This window comes from Aphanizomenon flos-aquae FACHB-1287 (assembly GCF_014698755.1).
Taxonomy (GTDB): Bacteria; Cyanobacteriota; Cyanobacteriia; order Cyanobacteriales; family Nostocaceae; genus Dolichospermum; species Dolichospermum flosaquae.
The window spans coordinates 25,899-44,201 of record NZ_JACJTO010000037.1; the positions used below are offsets into that span (position 1 = coordinate 25,899).

General features: G+C 37.2%; 12 protein-coding genes and 2 pseudogenes. 4 read left to right on the forward strand and 10 right to left on the reverse strand.

What is annotated here, in order from left to right:
* Positions 1-181: 181 nt before the first annotated feature.
* On the reverse strand, positions 182-1,567 hold the full coding sequence (argH, locus tag H6G44_RS15880; RefSeq protein ID WP_190387510.1) for an argininosuccinate lyase: 1,386 nt from the start codon (positions 1,565-1,567) through the stop codon (positions 182-184).
* A 357-nt stretch (positions 1,568-1,924) separates the two neighbouring features.
* Positions 1,925-2,710 carry a nickel pincer cofactor biosynthesis protein LarB gene (gene larB, locus H6G44_RS15885; protein WP_190387509.1) on the reverse strand — a complete coding sequence of 262 codons (786 nt, stop codon included), beginning with the start codon at positions 2,708-2,710 and terminating at the stop codon, positions 1,925-1,927.
* A gap of 343 nt (positions 2,711-3,053) precedes the next feature.
* Between larB and H6G44_RS15890 the strand changes: the two genes are divergently transcribed.
* Entirely contained in the window at positions 3,054-4,733 is a 1,680-nt protein-coding gene (locus tag H6G44_RS15890) for a mechanosensitive ion channel family protein (protein WP_242031768.1), read from the forward strand.
* A 36-nt stretch (positions 4,734-4,769) separates the two neighbouring features.
* On the forward strand, positions 4,770-5,699 hold the full coding sequence (locus H6G44_RS15895; protein ID WP_190387507.1) for a mechanosensitive ion channel family protein: 930 nt from the start codon (positions 4,770-4,772) through the stop codon (positions 5,697-5,699).
* A gap of 74 nt (positions 5,700-5,773) precedes the next feature.
* Here the strand turns inward: H6G44_RS15895 and H6G44_RS15900 are convergent, their stop codons facing one another.
* The 5 genes from H6G44_RS15900 to trmD all read right to left on the reverse strand — a co-directional run bounded on the left by H6G44_RS15900 (position 5,774) and on the right by trmD (position 11,301).
* The gene (locus H6G44_RS15900) at positions 5,774-7,558 is read right to left on the reverse strand and encodes an ABC transporter substrate-binding protein (protein ID WP_190387506.1); all 1,785 of its coding nucleotides are present in this window, start codon (positions 7,556-7,558) and stop codon (positions 5,774-5,776) included.
* A 98-nt stretch (positions 7,559-7,656) separates the two neighbouring features.
* Positions 7,657-9,438, reverse strand: a complete 1,782-nt coding sequence (locus H6G44_RS15905; RefSeq protein ID WP_190387505.1) for an ABC transporter substrate-binding protein — start codon at positions 9,436-9,438, stop codon at positions 7,657-7,659.
* Positions 9,439-9,493: 55 nt separating this feature from the next.
* A complete protein-coding gene (locus H6G44_RS15910) occupies positions 9,494-10,039 on the reverse strand; it encodes a hypothetical protein (protein ID WP_190387504.1) in 546 nt (181 codons plus the stop codon).
* A 26-nt stretch (positions 10,040-10,065) separates the two neighbouring features.
* Positions 10,066-10,548 carry a 2-C-methyl-D-erythritol 2,4-cyclodiphosphate synthase gene (gene ispF, locus H6G44_RS15915; RefSeq protein WP_190387503.1) on the reverse strand — a complete coding sequence of 161 codons (483 nt, stop codon included), beginning with the start codon at positions 10,546-10,548 and terminating at the stop codon, positions 10,066-10,068.
* Between the two features lie 57 nt (positions 10,549-10,605).
* A complete protein-coding gene (gene trmD / locus H6G44_RS15920) occupies positions 10,606-11,301 on the reverse strand; it encodes a tRNA (guanosine(37)-N1)-methyltransferase TrmD (RefSeq protein ID WP_190387502.1) in 696 nt (231 codons plus the stop codon).
* A 504-nt stretch (positions 11,302-11,805) separates the two neighbouring features.
* On the opposite strand from trmD, the gene H6G44_RS15925 reads away from it, so the two are divergent.
* The gene (locus H6G44_RS15925; RefSeq protein ID WP_190387501.1) at positions 11,806-12,669 is read left to right on the forward strand and encodes a cyanophycinase; all 864 of its coding nucleotides are present in this window, start codon (positions 11,806-11,808) and stop codon (positions 12,667-12,669) included.
* A gap of 169 nt (positions 12,670-12,838) precedes the next feature.
* On the forward strand, positions 12,839-15,535 hold the full coding sequence (gene cphA / locus H6G44_RS15930; protein ID WP_190387525.1) for a cyanophycin synthetase: 2,697 nt from the start codon (positions 12,839-12,841) through the stop codon (positions 15,533-15,535).
* 290 nt (positions 15,536-15,825) lie between these two features.
* Here cphA and H6G44_RS15935 read toward each other — a convergent pair whose 3' ends face one another.
* The 3 genes and pseudogenes from H6G44_RS15935 to H6G44_RS15945 all read right to left on the reverse strand — a co-directional run.
* The gene (locus H6G44_RS15935) at positions 15,826-17,322 is read right to left on the reverse strand and encodes a DUF2157 domain-containing protein (protein ID WP_190387500.1); all 1,497 of its coding nucleotides are present in this window, start codon (positions 17,320-17,322) and stop codon (positions 15,826-15,828) included.
* A 501-nt stretch (positions 17,323-17,823) separates the two neighbouring features.
* Positions 17,824-18,114, reverse strand: a pseudogene (locus H6G44_RS15940) (transposase); the annotation flags it as partial.
* Positions 18,111-18,303, reverse strand: a pseudogene (locus H6G44_RS15945) (DUF1627 domain-containing protein); the annotation flags it as partial. The pseudogenes H6G44_RS15945 and H6G44_RS15940, both read right to left, overlap by 4 nt.

Sequence of the window (18,303 nt, forward strand, 5' to 3'; positions counted from 1 at the left end):
TTCTAGGAAATAAAAGAGAGTTTGAAAAGATTATTGCCAGCAGCAAAAGAGTTTAATTAGTTGGGTTTTGTTACCTCAACCCAACACACCATATACAGCGTTTTCCGCTTCTAAACAGGATGATACAATAAAGAAGAAATTACCCTCACTCTATGCGATTGTTAGAGAGGGGTAGAGAAACCTATATATTAATTTGAATACGGGCATTGACAAGAGCCTGTCTAACTTGTTCAAATCCTGTACCTCCATAGCTATTGCGGGCTGCAACTACTTGGCGTGGAGTTATGGCTTCATAAATGTCGGAAGCAAATGCGGGATGGATTTGTTGCCATTCTTCTATCTGCAAATCTTTAAGTAGTTTACCACCAGCAATACTGGTTTTCACGACTTTACCCACAATATTATAAGCTTCTCGGAACGGTACACCCCGGGCTGCAAGATAATCAGCGACATCAGTAGCGTTAGAAAAATCTTCTGTAACTGCTGTTGCTAATCGCTGATAACGAAATTCTAAACCTTCTTGCAGTAAAATTGTCATTGCCTCTAAACAGGCTTTGACCGTATTCACGCTATCAAATATGCCTTCTTTGTCTTCCTGGAGGTCTTTGTTATAAGCCAGGGGTAAACCCTTCATAATTACTAACATGGCTTGTAGATGACCAAAGACTCGCCCCGTTTTGCCGCGCACTAATTCTGGTACGTCGGGGTTTTTCTTTTGGGGCATAATGCTAGAACCTGTGGCACAGCTATCTTTGAGGGTGACAAAGCGAAATTCCTCCGAAGCCCATAGAATTACCTCTTCTGACAGACGGCTGAGATGAACCATGATAATACTAGCAGCACAGAGAAATTCTATGGCAAAGTCCCGATCGCTCACGCCGTCCAAGCTGTTAGCATAAACATTGTCAAAATGTAATAAACTAGCTGTATAGTGGCGGTCAATGGGAAAAGTTGTTCCCGCTAAAGCCCCACAACCCAAAGGAGAGATATTCACTCGGCTATAAACATCTTCCAAGCGTTCCCAGTCTCGTTGTGCCATTTGAAAGTATGCCAGCAAATGATGCGCTAAACTGACAGGTTGAGCCCGTTGAAGGTGGGTATAGCCAGGAATCAGGGTTTCTACATTTTTTTCGGCTATATCCAGTAGAACCCCTTGAAAATCCCGTAATTGCTGGCGAATTTGTTGGATTTGATCCCGGAGATACAATCTCGTATCCGTACCTACTTGGTCATTGCGAGAACGGGCTGTGTGTAGCTTTTTACCTACATCCCCAACAATTTCCGTTAGTCGCTTTTCTACGGCAAAATGCACATCTTCAGCATCAATACCAGGCCGGAATTGCCCTTGGTGATATTCTTGACGAACTTGTTCTAAACCATTACACAGTGCTTCCCCTTCTAAATGGGTAATTATCCCCGTGTGAGCCAACATTTTCGCGTGAGCTTGAGAACCAGTAATGTCGTATTCAATGAGTTCAATATCAAAACTTATACTGGCATTAAAGCGAGCGATCGCTGGATGCAACGCGGACTCAAACCGCTGACTCCAAGTTTGTTTTTCTGTCATAAATAAATCTGAAGGGAGAGGCAGAAATTATATCTAGATGTTAGATCTTGAATAATTATCAGTCCAAAATCTCAAATCTTAAATAAATTTAACCGTAACTGGTTAAACTCTTGAACAGATAGCCAATAATAACACCAATCGACAGTGCCCACACTTGGCCACTTGTGACAAAGTTATTCCAAGCAGTTCGTATTTGACCTAAAACGTCTGCATCTCTAACGTTACCAACATCAGCCAGAAAAGTCATATGTTCGTGTAAATTTCCTAGCAGTGGAAGTAGGGAATCATTTAAGTGTTCCATAAAAGAGTGAAATCAGATAAACAACGGTCGTAAGTAATTTTTACTTTTACATCTTACTATATTTCTGCTGACAAGCGTAATTTTTCTGAAGTTCGTAAAATTTGCCCTGCTAAAACCGCTGCACCGAAACCATTATCTATATTTACCACACCTATACCAGCAGCACAAGAGTTAAGCATTGTTAACAAAGGTGCTAAACCGGAAAAACTCGCACCATAACCGATACTGGTAGGAACAGCAATGACTGGAGAATCAGTCAAACCTGCTACTACACTGGGTAAAGCCCCTTCCATACCTGCTACAACAATTAATACTGAGGCTGATTCTAACAGGTGACGGTTACTGAGTAAACGGTGTATTCCTGCTACACCTACATCCCAGAGACGTTGTACAGAAAAACCAGAAAGTTCTGCGGTGACAGCGGCCTCCTCCGCAACGGCTAAATCAGCAGTACCGGCGGAAAGAATGCCAATTTTACCAGGAAATCTGACTTCAATTATCGGGGGAACAATGGCACAAATTCGCGCTTGTTCGTAATATTGGATACCCCTAACTTTTTTTTGCAATGCAGAATATACTTGAGGTTCAATACGGGTAGCCATAACTACAGATGTTCGATGACGCATGACCTCCATAATTTGAGCAATTTGTTCAGGAGTTTTACCAGGCCCCCAAATTACTTCCGGGAAACCGGTTCTTAATTGACGGTGGTGGTCTATTTTAGCAAACTCACCTACAGATTGATAGGCTAGGTCTTTGAGGGAGTCGAAGGCTGTCTCTGGGGTTATTTTACCATTGGCGACGGCTTCTAAGAGCGATCGCAAATTTTCGGGTTGTGTCACAGCAATTTTAGATTTTAAGTGAATATAATTATCCTTGATATGCGCTTGATATACACAAACATCAATTTATACTATAAATCTATTTTATAGGAATCCGGTTTGATTTATGCAAGGGTAAAGCAAAAGCTAAACCCCTACTTGTCACGGCTTCTTGTGTACGAAATTTGTTCAAAATATTGCCTTTGCTTTTAGGTTGATTATGTTTATAACCTTAATGATACCATATCAAAAGTAGATTAAGTAAGTCCATAAATTTAATCAAACCATGAACAAATACACCAATAAAAACAAGTATCTAAATATTTTAAATAAATTCATGATTAGCCTGATATGTTATATTTTTATGATAAACATATCTATGGGTTATTCTCAAGATAAAACCGTAACTATTCAAGATAAAGCTATACCTGTTGCCCAAAACTCAGAAATTGTGAATAAAATAGATGGAACTCCTGTGTTATTAGGAAATACAACACTATTTGTAATTCAGAAAAATGTCGGTTCATTTTCTCACCAAGAGCGAGCGCAAGCTGTCACCAATAGACTAGAAAAAATTGCTAATGATCCATTAATATCTATGGATAAATTGCGAGTTGTAGAAGATTCAGATACAACTAATATTGTGATAGGGGATAAAACATTATTTACCATCACAGACAAAGATGCTAAAGCTGTAAATAAAACAAGACAAATACTAGCAGAAAAATGTATAGAAATAATTAGAAATGCCATCAATCAATACAGAAAAGAACGTAGCTTATATAATATTTTGAAGGGGCTATTTTATACTTTTATTTCAACAGTAATTTTATTCGTGTTCCTGAAAGTGTTTAATCAAGTTTATCCCAGAATTATTACTAAATTACAAAATTGGAGAGGAATTAGAATTCCTGAGTTAAGAATTCAAAATATAGAACTTTTACCCACAGCTAGAGTCAGTAATATTGTGACTAGGCTAGTTAAGATTATCTGCATAATTATAGTAATTAGTATTTTATATATCTACATTTCTTTAGTTTTAAGTTTTTTTCCTTGGACAAAACAAATAAGTTCTAGACTTATTAGTTATTTTCTAGGAGCAATTTATAAAAGTTGGTTAGCATTTGCCGATTATTTACCTAATATATTTGCATTAGCATTAATTTTCTTCATTACCCACTACAGTCTTAAATTTATTCGCTATATTTTCACAGAATTGGGTAATGGAAATATATCCATTTCCGGCTTTTATAATGACTGGGCAGAACCAACTTATAAACTGGTATTCTTAATTATAGTCGCCCTAGCATTAGTCTTAGCATTTCCTTATTTACCAGGATTTGGTTCACCAGCTTTTCAGGGTATCTCAGTATTTTTAGGTGTTTTATTTTCATTAGGTTCAACGGCTGTTATTACTAATGTTGTCGCGGGAACTATTCTTATTTATACTCGTGCTTTCCAAATAGGCGATCGCATTAAAATTGGTGACGCTATAGGTGATATAGTAGAAAAAACCCTGCTAGTTACCCGCATTCGTACCATTAAAAATGTGATCATTACTATTCCTAATGGAACTGTATTAACTAGCCAAATTATCAACTATAGTTCCCTATCACAAGACCCTAATTATTATCTAATATTAAATACTACAATCACACTGGGGTATGATGTGCCTTGGCGAAAAGTTCATCAAGTTTTAATTGATGCAGCAATAGCAACAAATAATATTTTACCAGAGCCTGTTCCCTTTGTATTCCAAACCAGTTTAGATGATTTTTATGTCAGCTATGAATTAAATGCTTATACCAATAAACCTATACTCATGGCAAGTATTTATTCAGAACTCCACCAAAACATTCAAGATAAATGTAATGAAGCAGAAATTGAAATTCTGTCTCCCCATTACTCTGCTGTCAGAGACGGTAATCAGACGACTATACCAGAAAATTATTTGCCTCAAGATTACAAATCACCAGGATTTCGGCTATCTTATTTAAATAATCTGTTCAACCCTGATAACAGTAAAAATACACCAGATTCATGAATGTAAATTAACTTTTTATTTAATAAGGAGTAACTTGTGGAAAATGCTTCAAAGACAATTCAAAACTTACTGGCGGATGCTATAGTTGTCAAATTGATTGAAGTAACTTCAGGAATTATTATAGTTGCCATTGTTTTCCGAATTTTAGCTCAAGTTTTACCGCGCCAAGTTCAAGACAGTGATTTGCGCTATCATATCCGCAAAGCCATTACCTTCATTGGCTATGCAATTATGGCTTTATTAATTGTTTTGATATTTAGTGATAGCCTGGGAAAACTAACAGTAATTTTTGGGGTAATTGGTGCTGGTGTCGCCTTTGCATTACAAGAAGTAATTGGGAGTTTTGCTGGTTGGGTAGCTATTTCCTTAGGTCAATATTACAAACCAGGAGATAGAGTATTACTGGGTGGGATAATGGGAGATGTTATAGATATTAGTATTTTGCGGACTACCTTAATGGAGTGCGGTGCTTGGGTAAAAGCTGATCTTTATAATGGTCGTATTGTCAGAATTGCTAATAGTTTTGTATTTAAAGAACCCGTATTTAATTATTCGGCAGATTTTCCCTTTGTATGGGATGAAATTACTGTACCAGTAAAATACGGGAGCGATCGCTCTTTAACCAGAGAAATTCTGCAACAGGTAGCTAACGAAGTTGTCGGGGAATATATGCCTCAAGCCAAGGCACAATGGCAACACATGGTACACAAATATTTAATTGAAGATGCCAAAATTGAACCTGCTGTCACCCTAGCAGCTAACGACAACTGGCTAGAATTTACCCTGCGTTATATAGTGGACTACAAACAACGTCGAGGCAAAAAAGATATCATCTTTAGTCGGATTCTTGACGAATTCGACAACACAAACGGAAGTATAAGCATTGCTTCCACCACCATTCATATAGTAGAAACACCCGCATTTAACGTCAAACTTGTGGACAACAGAAATGAAATATCCCAATAAGAAACCAATAGCTCAAACTCTTCCTCTCTGCGCCTCTGCGTGTTAGCGAAGCGGGGCGAAGCCTGACGAATTACCTACTTCGTAACTTTAATTTCATGAATATTCCAAAAAGCACCACCGAGAGCGGAAAATTGAATACCTTGAAAACGGTTGCGAATTGCTGATAGAGAATAGGAATTAACCAAATAAATAAAAGGTAAATATTCTTGTGTTAATTGTTGACTTTCGCCATAAATTTCCTTTAATTTAGCCTCATCAAATTCCTGCGCTCCTTGAATATAAAGTTCATTAATTTTCTTTTCCCAGTCAGCAACCTCCCAACCTACAATTGGTTTTTGTCCCGCTTGAGGTTTTTGATTAAACATATGTAAACCACCTTCAGGAGACCACACATTTGCACCATCATTAGGTTCTAAACCTCCTGTTAAACCGATTAAACAAGCATCCCAATCTAAAGTATTAGAAAGTTTGTCTATGAAGGTATTCCAAGCTAAAGGTGTGAAATCTACTTGAATACCGATTTTACTTAAATCCTGTTTAATTTGTGAACCCATTGATTCTCGGATTCTATTCCCAGCATTTGTTAATAATGCAAATCTCACCTCGTTACCTTGATCATCTACTAAAAGATTTTTTTCATTATATTTAAATCCTCCTTGTATTAGCAATTCCTTAGCTTTTTCAGGATTATATTTATAAACCTTTAAGCCTTTTTCTGGTGATAAAAAATAAGGACTTTGGACAGAAATAGGAGAATTTTGAGGTGTACCTAAACCACGAAAAGTGTTATTTAACATGGTTTGTCTATCAATAGCATAGGCTACCGCTTGACGAAATTGGACATTATTAAACCATTTAGATTTAATAGGATCAACCAATAGTTTATCATTTCTTTTTCCCTTATTTAAATTAAAAGAAATAAAGGAAGTGCTAGAACTAGGACCACCATTATATATTTTAAAATTACCTTGTTTTTCCTGAACTTTTAATAAGGAGAAATAGTCGGGAGAAACCCCAATAGAATCTAAATCACCAGAACGAAATTGGAGTAAAGAAGTATCAGTTGATTCGACAATTTGCCAAATTATGCGTTCAATATATGGTTGGGGTTTTCCTTGAGTATCTTTCCGCCAATAATAGGGGTTACGACGAAAAATTATCCGTTGACTAGTATCATATCTTTCCAGTTTGTAAGGTCCATTAACAATCAGTTCTTCGGGAGGAGTATCCACACCCCATTTACTTAAAAATTCCAGTTTACCATCTTTATTTTTAGTTTTGACTGATTTTTCTAAGATATGAGCAGGTAAAATAGACGATCCTGTACTCAGCAAAAAAGGTCTAAATGGTTCGGGTACACTAAATTCTACTCTTGTATTATCTATTTTTTTGACTGTTGGTAATTTGCGATCTTTCCCCACTCTTAAAACATCTCTAGTGTCTGTGGGTATGTCTTGATTTAGATAAATATCATTGTAGGTAAATACGACATCATCAACTGTTAATGGTTCTCCGTCTGACCATTTTAAACCTTCGCGCATGGTAAAGGTAATTTTGGTTTTATCTGGTGATATTTCCCATGATTGGGCTAACGCACCTTCTATTTTTCCGTCAATGGGATTTTGAGTTAATAATCCTTCATAAGTGTAACCAAAAATATTTGGTGATTCGGAACTTAGTGCAGCATTAAATGTTTTTGGATCACTGAGAATACTAGTTACTAATTGGGGTACTTGAGCGGTGCTAGTTTTTAATTTGGTTGGGTTACAAGCGGTAATGGTCATTGTCGTGAAAGCAATAATAATTATTAGTAACCAAAGACGTTTTGTGGAATTGAATAGTTTTTCTGTTAATGTCATAGGTTATTACCAGATATTAATATGAGAATGATTTAGACTCTAGCCAACCTAGAAAGTTTTTGGTGATTGGTAATTAGTAAGAATTTCTTCACTATTACCTATTTCGTAACTTTAATTTCATGAATATTCCAAAAAGCACCACCAAGGACAGAAAATTGGATACCTTCAAAACGATTTCTAATTGCTGACATAGCAGAGGAATTTACCAAATAAATAAAAGGTAAATACTCCTGTATTAATTGTTGACTTTCCCCATAAATTTCCTTGACTTTCACCTCATCAAATTCCTGTGCGCCCTGAATATAAAGTTCATTAATTTTCACTTCCCAAGGTGCAACTTCTCTCCCTTCTATGGGCTTTTGTCCAGCTTGGGGTTTCTGATTAAACATATGTAATCCCCCGTCAGGTGACCAAACATTAGCACCATCATTAGGTTCTAATCCATCAATTAAACCTAATAAACCAGCCTCCCAATCTAAAGTATTAGATATCTTACCTATAAAAGTATTCCATGCCAAGGGAGTAAAATCAACTTGAATGCCAATTTTACTCAAATCTTGTTTAATTTGCGAACCCATTGATTCCCGAATTTTATTACCAGCATTGGTGAGTAAACTAAATCTGACTTCGTTACCTTGATTATCCACTAAAAGATTTTTGTCATTATATTTGAATCCTGCTTTTATTAGTAATTCCTTCGCTTTATCAGGATTATATTTATAAACTTTTAGTCCCTTTTCTGGTGATAAAAAATAAGGACTTAGAACAGAAATAGAAGAATTTTGGAAAGTACCCAAACCACGAAAAGTATTATTTAACATGGTTTGTCTATCAATAGCATAAGCTACCGCTTGGCGAAATTGGACATTATTAAACCATTGAGATTTAATAGGATCAACTAATGGTTGATTATTTCTTTTCCCTTTATTTAAGTTGAAAGAAAGAAATAAAGTGCTAGAACTTTGACCACCATTATATATTGTAAAATTTCCTTGTTTTTCCTGAACTTTTAACAGCGAAAAATAATCAGGGGAAACACTAATAGAATCTAAATCACCGGAACGAAATTGAAGTAAAGAAGCATCTGTTGATTCCACAATTTGCCAAATTATCCGTTCAATATAAGGTTGTGATTTACCTTGAGCATCTTTACGCCAATAATAGGGATTACGGCGAAAAATTATCCGTTGACTTGTATCATATCTTTCAATTTTATAAGGTCCATTAACAATAATTTCTTCTGGGGGAGTATCAACACTCCATTTACTCAAAAATTCCAGTTTACTATCTTTATCTTTTGTTTTCACTGATTTTTCTAAAATATGATCAGGTAAAATAGATGCCCTTGTATTTAGCAAAAAAGGTCTAAATGGTTCAGGTACACTAAATTCTACTCTTTTATTATCTATTTTTTTCACAGTTGGTAATTTGCGATCTTTACCAATTCTCAAAACATCTCTAGTATCTGTGGGAATTTTTTCATTTAAATAAATATCATTGTAGGTAAATACGACATCATCAACTGTTAATGGTTGTCCGTCTGACCATTTTAAACCCTCACGTATGGTAAAGGTAATTTTGGTTTTATCAGGTGATATTTCCCATGATTGAGCTAATGCTCCTTCTATTTTACCGTTAATAGGATTTTGCGTTAATAATCCTTCATAAGTAAGATCAAAAATATTTGGTGATTCAGAACCAAGTGCCGCATTAAATGTTTTTGGATCATTCAGAATACTTCTGACTAATTGGGGAACTTGAGCCGCATTGGTTTTTAATTGAATTGGGTTACAAGCGGTAATTGTCATTGCTGTAAATGCAATAATTGTGATTAATAAGAAAAAGCGTTTCGTAAGATTGAGTATTTTTTGTAATGTCATGGTTTTAATATTTTGATATTCCTGATACTGGTAATTAAATATAAATTATTTACTCTTATTCATAGTTTTGTGAATATGTTTCTCCATTTTTTATCTTTGCTAATAAACCTATTTTTTCAAATTTTTCAGAGGCAGGTGGTATTTCTGATTTCCAGTGATAACTCAAATCTCTTAACCAAGATACTATGAGGGTTTTCAAATAGAAATTAAATATTGTCTTCTCACAAAATTCTGAATCATAATGACTAAGAATTTTTCCTGTATTTAATGATATCTCTGGTTTATAAAATACACCATTAGTAGATTTAAAAACATTAATTTCTGTTAAATTTGCTAACATAACAAATCGCGGGTTTGTTTGAGAGTTTTGTAAATACAGATTGCTGACTTTTGATAAATTATTTTCATGACTTTCTAGAATTTCTTGCGCTTTGACATCTACTAATAATGCAATTTGCTGATTTTGATCTAAGACGATAATATCTGGAGAAGACAGTTGAAATAAACTTTCTATTTTCTCCGGTGAATCAAATTGATTATTCCAAATACTAGAAATGAGTCTGATTTTAATTAGTTCTTCTGGTTTTTCTAAACTAAACATTCTGTGATTCTCCTATTAGTTATGAATTAATCACCACTTACTAACAAAACTACAGCATAAGCACAAATACCTTCTTCTCTTCCCGTTGGACCAAGTTTTTCATTAGTTGTAGCTTTGACACCAATTTGATTTGGTTCTACTTCTAAAACTGCGGCTAATTTATCCCGCATTTTAGAAATATGGGGTTTTAATTTGGGACGTTCAGCCACAACGACAGAATCAATATTGCCGATTTTCCAACCTTGTTCCCGAATCAATTGATGTATTTGTTTTAATAATACCAAACTATCAGCCCCAGCCCATTTAGGATCTGTTGGGGGAAAATAATGACCAATATCCCCTAAAGATAATGCTCCTAGCATAGCGTCCATGATAGCATGGGTCAAAACATCAGCATCACTGTGTCCTAACAAACCGAGTTCATGGGGAATGTGAATACCGCCTAAAATTAAATGGCGATCGCTCACCAATCTGTGTATATCATAACCATTACCAATTCTGATGTTCATAGTAAGTTGTTAGTTGTCAGTAGTTAGTTGTTAGGTGCAAAAGAATATTTTTCTCCCCTACTCCCCCTGCTCTTCTTGCCATTGTTTCAGTAAATCGGGACGACGGGAAGCTGTGCGCTGAATTTGTTGTTCAAAGCGCCAACGAGCAATTGCCCCATGATTACCACTTAGTAGCACATCTGGAACCTTCCAGCCACGAAAATTAGCAGGACGGGTGTACTGAGGAAAATCTAATAAACCCTCCTCAAAGCTTTCATTTTTGAGAGATTCCTCCTTACCCACAGTTCCCGGAAGCAACCGCACCACACCATTAATCAAAACCATAGAGGGAATTTCCCCTCCTGTCAGGATAAAATCCCCCAAAGAAATCTCACGAGTTACCAAATTTAGCACCCTGTCATCTACCCCTTCATAATGACCACAAATCACAACCAACTGCTCGTAATTCGTGGCTAATTCGCGCAGCAAGGGCTGATTCATCGGTTGTCCTTGGGGACTCATCAAAATCACATCCCGGCGGGGTAGAATCGGCAAAGACTCCACAGCCGCAAAAATCGGTTCTGGTTTCATCAACATTCCCACCCCACCACCATAAGGTTGATCATCCACCTTGTGATGCTTATCTGTGGTAAAATCTCTAGGATTAACCAGATGCACCTGAGCAATCTGTCTAGCTAAAGCCTTACCTAATAAACCAGAATGGAGAATAGAAGTAAAACAGTCAGGAAAAAGTGTAACTATATCAAAACGCACAGTAATTCATATTCGATAGAACTAATTTTAACGATAGATACCTAGACAGCATCATAACTAATAACGTACCATAGTGTAAGTTATAGAAAAATCTACCCACGGTATCCAAAAATATCAGTGCTTCTAATTTCTTAATTAGAGCAAAAGTTTTTCTAGTTACTTGATTTGTGTTTAAATATTGTCACTACTAAATTTAAATTCATAGTCCCACCAAAGTTAACAACTTCCGGGATACATCCAGCCAGCCTCAGAAGTAAGAGTGTCAAGGCCAACCAAACCCTAAATCCAGAAGGGAATTATAGTTAATTTACCACTATGAAAGCCGACTGGAAAAGTAGATAGGTAAAAAACAAAATGCTGGCCATGAGAACGACGGACATGAGAAAATTGAGGCATCGTGTGCGTCAAGCAGTGTCCCCTCATCAAAGCAAAGGGCGAAAATTAACAAGTAACGAACCTTGTTCAATTAACCTGAAATTGTTGACTCCCTCAAGCAGAAACACAATGCCGCAGTTAGAAGTTAAATCGCTGGAAATGAGGACACCCCAAGCTACTAAAACCGCCGTACTAGTTATCGGAGGCGCGGAAGACAAAGTTCATGGACGCGAAATTCTAAGAACTTTTTTTATTCGCGCTGGTGGTAACAAGGCTTATATTACAATAATTCCATCAGCCTCCCGTGAGCCTGCCATTATTGCTGGTAGGTACGTTCGCATTTTTGAAGAAATGGGTGCAGAAAAGGTGGAAATTCTAGACATTCGGGAACGGGAGCAATGCGAAAATCCTGAGATTAAAGCATCCCTCGAAGCCTGTAGTGGTGTCTTCTTAACCGGAGGAGACCAACTTCGTCTTTGTGGAGTCCTCTCCGACACACCAGCCATGGAAATTATCCGTCAGCGGGTAAGAGCCGGACAACTGACTTTAGCAGGAACAAGTGCTGGAGCAGCCGTTATGGGACATCACATGATCGCAGGTGGTGGTAGTGGTGAAACACCCAATCGTTCCCTGGTGGACATGGCAACGGGCTTAGGATTCATTCCCGAAGTGGTCGTTGACCAACATTTCCATAACCGAAACCGTATGGGTAGGCTTGTTAGCGCCATCGCCGCTCACCCGGATAGACTGGGCATTGGTATTGATGAAGATACCTGTGCTGTATTTGAACGGGATGGTTGGCTACAAGTTATGGGTAAAGGCAGTGTTACTATTGTTGATCCCACAGAACTTACTCATACCAATGAACCCAATGTTAGTGCTAACGAACCCCTGACAGTACATAATTTAAGACTACATATACTTAGTTACGGAGATCGTTTCCATCTTTACCAACGTACTGTTTTACCCGCTGTGCATCGCATCTCTAGCTAATGATATTAAGTATCTGAAGTTACATTGATTTGACCAGATCTTGATTTCTGCTTCTAGAGTTGAGATCAATTCCATTTCCGAAGGAAAAACTGCCTCAAATGCACAGTTTAACGGTCAATTACGGCAAAAAACTAGAATTTTGGTTACGAATCTCCATCTACCTATTCCCATGAGAATCCTCAAGATCCAAACCTTACGCGGCCCAAATTACTGGAGCATTCGACGGCACAAGCTTATCGTTATGCGCCTTAGCTTAGATAACCTTGCTGAAACCCCATCAAATGAAATAGCTAACTTTTATGAAGGATTAGTAGAGGCACTGCCAAGTTTAGAGGGTCACTACTGTTCCCCAGGCTGTCGTGGTGGGTTTCTAATGCGGGTGCGAGAAGGCACCATGATGGGTCATATAGTGGAACACGTAGCCTTGGAACTCCAGGAATTAGCGGGAATGCACGTAGGTTTCGGTCGCACCCGTGAAACTGCCACACCTGGAATTTACCAGGTAGTGATTGAGTACCTAAATGAAGAAGCGGGTCGCTATGCAGCCCGAGCCGCAGTCAGGCTATGTCAAAGTATTATTGACCGGGGACGTTATCCCAAGGCCGAACTAGAGCAAGACATTCAAGACCTAAAAGACTTTTGGCGTGATGCTTCACTTGGACCTTCTACAGAAGCCATTATTAAAGAAGCGGAAAAAAGAGGTATTCCTTGGATGCCTTTACCAGCTAGATTCTTAATTCAATTGGGCTATGGTATCTATCAAAAACGGATTCAAGCCACAATGACCAATAACACAGGTATTCTTGGTGTAGAACTAGCTGGTGATAAAGAATCTACTAAACGGATTCTTGATGCTAACGGTGTACCAGTTCCTAGAGGTACAGTCATCAATTTCTTTGATGATTTAGAAGAAGCCATTGAATATGTTGGTGGTTATCCCATTGTGATTAAACCTTTAGACGGTAATCATGGCCGGGGTATTACCATTGATATCCGCAACTGGGAAGACGCAGAAGCGGCTTATGAAATGGCTCGACAAGTCTCTCGCTCAATCATTGTTGAGCGATATTATGTGGGAAGAGATCATCGAGTATTAGTAGTTAATGGCAAAGTAGTTGCTGTAGCGGAGAGAATCCCCGCCCATGTCGTAGGTAATGGCAAATCTACGATTACAGAACTAATTGAAGAAACAAACCTTGACCCTAAGCGTGGTGAAGGTCATGATAACGTTTTAACTAAAATTGAACTAGACCGTACCAGCTACCAATTACTAGAAAGACAAGGATACACTATCAATAGTGTGCCATCCCAGGGGACAATTTGTTATCTAAGGGCTACAGCCAACTTAAGTACAGGTGGTAGTGCTGTAGATCGCACAGACGAAATTCACCCAGAAAATCGCTGGTTAGCACAACGGATAGTCAGAATTATTGGTTTAGATGTAGCGGGAATAGATATTGTCACTTCAGATATTAGCCGTCCACTGCGAGAATTAGACGGGGTAATTGTTGAAGTTAATGCTGCCCCTGGTTTCCGAATGCACGTCGCCCCCAGCATTGGTATACCTCGTAACGTTGCTGGTGCAGTCATGGATATGCTGTTCCCCAATGAACAATCTAGCCGCATTCCTATACTTTCAGTTACAGGTACGAATGGAAAAACTACCACAACTCGCTTGTTAGCACATATTTATAAGCAAACTGGTAAAGTTGTAGGCTACACAACTACAGACGGTACTTATATCGGTGATTTCTTAGTAGAATCGGGAGATAATACAGGTCCTCAAAGCGCCCATGTTATCCTTCAAGATCCGACCGTAGAGATAGCGGTATTAGAATCGGCTCGTGGTGGGATTCTCCGCTGTGGGTTGGGTTTTGAAAATGCTAATGTGGGTGTAGTATTAAATGTGTCCGCTGACCATTTAGGCATTGGTGATATAGATACTATTGAGCAATTAGCACATCTAAAAAGTGTAGTTGCGGAAGCTGTTTTCCCTAATGGTTATGCGGTACTTAATGCTGATGATCACCGGGTTGCTGCTATGGCGGAAAAAACTAAAGCGAATATTGCCTACTTTACCATGAATCCAGACTCGGATCTGGTGCGGAAACATATCCAACAGGGTGGAGTGGCCGCAGTTTATGAACATGGTTATCTGTCTATTGTTAAAGGTGATTGGACACACCGCATTGAAAGAGCGGAAAATATTCCCTTAACAATGGGTGGAAGAGCACCGTTTATGATTGCTAATGCTTTAGCTGCTAGTTTGGCTGCTTTTGTTCAGGATGTGACTATTGAACAAATTCGCGCTGGTTTACGTGGCTTTCGCGCTTCTGTAAGTCAGACCCCAGGACGGATGAATTTGTTTAATTTGGGTAAATATCATGCTTTGGTAGATTATGCTCACAATGCGGCTAGTTATGAGGCTTTGGGGTCATTTGTCCGTAATTGGACAACGGGACAGCGCATTGGTGTGATTGGTGGTCCTGGCGATCGCCGTGATGAAGATTTTGTTACACTGGGTAAGTTATCAGCAGATATCTTTGACTATTTAATTGTTAAAGAGGATGATGATACTAGGGGTAGACCTCGTGGTTCAGCTTCAGATTTGATTGTTCAAGGTATTACCCAAGTTAAGCCTAATTACCGCTTTGAATCAATTTTGGATGAAACCACGGCCATTAACAAAGCCTTAGATATGGCTGCTGATGGTAGTTTGGTGGTAGTTTTACCGGAGAGTGTGAACAGAGCTATTAAGTTAATTAAAATGCGGGGTGTACAGGAAGAAATCCAGCCACAGCAATCAATTAACAACGATTCCCAAAATGGGATAGCACCTTCTTCTGTGGTTAATACGCTGATTTAGGAGTAGCTCTTGTTTGTAAATTACCCTCAGACTAATTCATAATTTCAGTCTGGGGGTTAATTAATATTAGGTAAGATCTAGCCAAAATCTTTATTGATAGTAATAATACAGGCATATTATTGAGTATTTTGCCTATAAAATAGAATGATCAGAGATTTGAGTTATTGCCGAAAATATCAGACACTTTTATTTACCTTGCCATGATCCAGATCGTCGTTAGGCGATTAGCATAAAATCTTACCCCTCAAAACTTTTCAAACACCCTCTTAATTCTAGTTGAGAATTTCTGATTACTTTTTACCCCTAGAATCATCTCCGCTATTCTCACTACCACCGCTATTACTAGTTTTAGAACTAGAAAAACGACGTTCAAACCAAAGTCCGGCCGTAATGAGAGAATAACCGCAAATACCAAATACTAAAGCCCGGAAAAGAACCTCAGTATTATACTCTAAAACCCGGCTGATAATTTGCAGAGTCAATAATAATATACCATACCAAAAGGAGGTTCTTTTGCGTAACTTTAAACCTTCTTGAATTAATCCCCAGGCTAATATTGCCAATAAAATATTGAAAATAAAAACCCCCAGTTCAGTAATTTGGCTGATAGCTTGATGCCAAAAAGGAGTAACGAGAATAAATCCCAAAAAAGTAGTAATAATACCAATTTTGAAAAATACTTCCCGGCGAATGGGACTGTTATTCTGACGAATCAAAAACAACCATTGTAACACAGCTAAACCGCTAATAATCCCTACATCAATAATTTGTAAAGACGGCAATACATTCGATAAATTATTAGACTCAGAATAGGGATTCAGTAATGATAGATATCCACTATAATTTACAGATTCCCATTGCCAACGGAAAGATAAAAGATAAAAAATTACACCAAAACAAATCAAGCCTAAATTCCGGGCTAGAGGTTGAAATAACCGATAATTAACTGTGGGAAAAAGTAAATCATCATAACTCCAAAGTAAAGCAGAAGGTAAAGCCAAAGCAAAGGAAGCTATCCAAGAAACTACATCAGAAAATGTCAACAGTGGCAAAGGTCTAATGTTATATTGTAAGGATATAATAAATGCCATAACTCCCAAACCAAAAATCCACCTAGATCTGCAAATATAAGCTAGAGGGACAAATAATAACCAGGATAATAAGGGCATATGACGAATAGCTAAACGCGCCCAATTCACCTCCCCAGGATCAGACACCAAACTACCAATTCCTATCCAATAACCAATCTGAATTAGAACAATAGCCATAATTCCCAAAGAATTGAGAGAAAGACTATAAGCCATTACTAACACCCCAAACCCCCAAGCTAAAAATAACTCAGAAGTAGAACTGCTAATATTAAATATTTGCCCCATTAACATCAGGTTTACCCCTAAAATGAAAGCACTAAGAATTAACAATCCTTCTCCAATTACCCGTTTACCTTCCTGGATCTTTTTATCTTGATTTGTAGCAAGTTTAGGTTCTTTCCAAGTCAAAAACCCAGTAATGGCTGTAGATAGAAATAAACTCATTAACAAGATAAACTTAACTTCTCGTGACCAACCCTGCCAATTTGCGCCCACAAGAGTCATTAAACCTAATCCTAATAATAAACTCCCAACAACAATGGCAATTACACCAAAAGCATCACGAGTAAATTCTTCACTAGTTTTCAGTTTATGTCGCTTAACTATTTGGTCATATTGAGAAGAACTAATAATTCCTTCATCTCGCCAATGTCCCGCTTCTTCGTGCAGTTTCTGCTGAAAATTGTTAAATATCATGACCTCTCCAGAACATAAGTTTGATACCAAATCTAAAATCCTAATCTGGTAATATATACCAGTTCCCATGCTCCTGAGATACAAAGTTTTTTAGTTTTAGGGAACAGGGAAATATATTGCTCTAAGTCTTTTTAGTATGCAGCTAAAGACGTTCATTATATTGTTATCATGTAACAGTTTCTTTTCTGACTTAATTCTATAAAAATTAATATGAAAAAATGCTCTAATTTATTGCTTAAAGTTACCAGTTATTTATTTAAAAATGTACATAAATAAACAAATTTTATAGACACTTTAGTTTATTCATAACTTTTTGAATATGTATTATTTTGTGTTAATATAAACCAGATATTTCGCCTGTTCAGGTGGAGGTTTTTAGTGTAGTTTCCTTAGTCCTGATCAATAAAATAAACTCTAATCTAATCTAAGGTTGTCCTATTATCAAAGTAAGCTATAATTTACTGATATTTAGCTCTTGTATACCAATCCTGTGTAGTATTAAATCTTTTCTTTAAATTCGTGCGTTTCCTTCAAAATAGACGAGACATTTTTACCTTGAATAAGTTTCTCTAATTGCTCTTTGGTTAACTTATCTTCATTCTTAAGTAAAGGATATTTACTATTCTTTAATCTGGCTAATGTTGCTTTATATGTAGATTTATCTGGTGTATTTCCTTTCTTAATTAAATCTTTAATTTTTCGTTTTTCTCTTTTTCTTTGTGTATCTAATTCTTTATTTATCTCTGTCATTATGTGAAATATATCGGCTACTATTTGAGAATTTGGCATTAAATTGTATCAGGATCTATATTTAATTCCCGCAATTTTGCTGCTAAACGCTCTGATTTTCTCACTTCTTTTTCTGCTCTTTTAGTTTCTTTTTCTGCGGTTTCTTCAGGTGTGGGAACTAACTCTCCTGCTGGTGTAAAATACCGTAATAGTCCTTGATAAATTCCTAAATATAAACCTAGCTGACGACTC